This window comes from Protofrankia sp. CiP1_Cm_nod2 (genome assembly GCF_920664355.1).
GTDB lineage: Bacteria > Actinomycetota > Actinomycetes > Frankiales > Frankiaceae > Protofrankia.
Window position 1 is genome coordinate 18,894 of sequence record NZ_CAKKTL010000007.1, and the last position, 1,684, is coordinate 20,577.

The 1,684-nt window shown below is 71.7% G+C and carries 1 protein-coding gene and 1 pseudogene; both read left to right on the plus strand.

Going from position 1 to position 1,684, the window contains the following annotated elements; translation table 11 throughout:
* Positions 1–231, plus strand: a pseudogene (locus tag NBW84_RS01535) (ABC transporter substrate-binding protein); the annotation flags it as partial.
* Complete coding sequence (locus NBW84_RS01540; protein ID WP_250280989.1) at positions 228–1,589, plus strand: MFS transporter; 1,362 nt, start codon at positions 228–230, stop codon at positions 1,587–1,589. The pseudogene NBW84_RS01535 and the gene NBW84_RS01540, both read left to right, overlap by 4 nt.
* Positions 1,590–1,684 lie beyond the last annotated feature (95 nt).

Sequence of the window (1,684 nt, forward strand, 5' to 3'; positions counted from 1 at the left end):
TACTACGGCGAGCTGTCGAAGGAAACCATCATCAAGGACGACCCGGCCACACTCGTGTACCTGCTCAGCGGCGGCGAGAGCCAGACCGACGCCCGGACCTTCCTCGCCAGGACACTGCCTACGGTCACCGCCGTCCGCACCAGCACCATCGTCTTTCTCCCGCAGTGGAACTCGACGAACCTCGCCGGCGTCCAAGGCGTCGAAGCCCTGGCCGCGGCCCTGCACCCATGACCACACCCCCCAGCCCGGAGCAGCCGGCGACCGCCCTCGACGCCGACCAGGTTCTCGCCGACCAGGCCCTCGACCGATCCGGGTATCGGCGCTTCCTGACCGCACGGGCGGTCTCCTGGGCCGGATCGGCCGTCAGCCTCGTCGCGCTGCCGCTGCTGATCTACCAACGCAGCGGCAGCGCCGCCCTCACCGGGCTGCTGACCGCCTTCGAAGCCGTCCCCTACCTGCTGCTCGGGCTACCCGCCGGAGCATGGGCCGACCGCCTCGATCCCCGCCGCGTGCTTGTCGCATCGAACCTGGCCAGCTGCCTTCTCCTAGCCAGCATCCCGCTGACAGACGCGATCGACGTACTCACCACCACGCAGCTGCTGATCGTCGCGGCGGGCAACGCCGCAGCTCTGACCTTCTCCGACGCGGCCGGCTTCCGAGCGCTGGCCGCGCTGGTCCCCCCTGGCGCGATGGGGCAGGCCACCGGACGGATGAGCTCCGTCAGCACGGTGATCGCCCTCGCCGGGCCCGCGGCGGGCGGCCTGCTCGCCGCCACCGTCGGCGCCGGCCCCGCCCTCTCCGTCGACGCCGCCAGTTTCGCCGCCTCCGCACTGCTGATGGCCCGGCTTCCCCCGCCCTCACCGACAGTGCGGCCAGTCCGGCGGTCGCTGCGCGCCGACATCGGCGAAGGCCTGCGGTGGGTGTGGGAGCACCGGCTCGTCCGCACCCTGACACTTATCGGCCTCGGTAACAGCCTGACCGCGGGCTTCATCACCGGCCTGATCGTCGTCGTCGCGGTCCGCCGGCTCGGGCTCCCCGACGACGACGGGCGGATCGGACTGCTCTACGCCGCCGCTGGCGCCGGCAGCCTGACAGGCAGCCTGCTGATCGCGCCGCTGCAGCGGCGCTTTCCGGTCGGCTGGCTGACCCTCGGTGGCCTGGCCGCCGGCCTGGTCTTCCTCGGCTGCTGGGCGGTGAGTACCACTCTGATCCCGGGCGCGCTGGCACTGCTCGCCTGGCAGGCGGCCAACACCACCGTCAGCCTCAACGGCATCGTCGTACGCCAGACCATCGCACCCATCGAGCTCCAGGCAAGGGTCAACACCACCGCCAGGATCATCGCCTGGGGCGGCCAGCCCATCGGCGCAGCGGCCGGCGGGCTCACCGCCCAACACACCGGACTCGGCCACGCCCTCACCCTCGCCGGAAGCGGACTCGCGATCTCTCTCGCGGCGGGCTCATTCACCCGGCTGCGGGCCCCGCACCGCCTGGCCGCCCTTGCCGTCGCGGCAACGGCCAGTCGCACACTGGTGTCCACAGGACAGGCGGGAACCTCGCATTCAGCGAAACCAGGGCTCGCGAAACCCTGAACGCCGAGCCCTGTCAGACGGCGCGAACGATCTCGCCGAGCGCAGCTGACGGACGCCGGTGGGGGCCATCGTCGACGCGCATTTTAACGGGCGGT

Bases quoted from the DNA above. Each gene is read 5' to 3' on its own strand.
- NBW84_RS01540 (WP_250280989.1), top strand. From the start codon at position 228: ATGACCACACCCCCCAGCCCGGAGCAGCCGGCGACCGCCCTCGACGCC.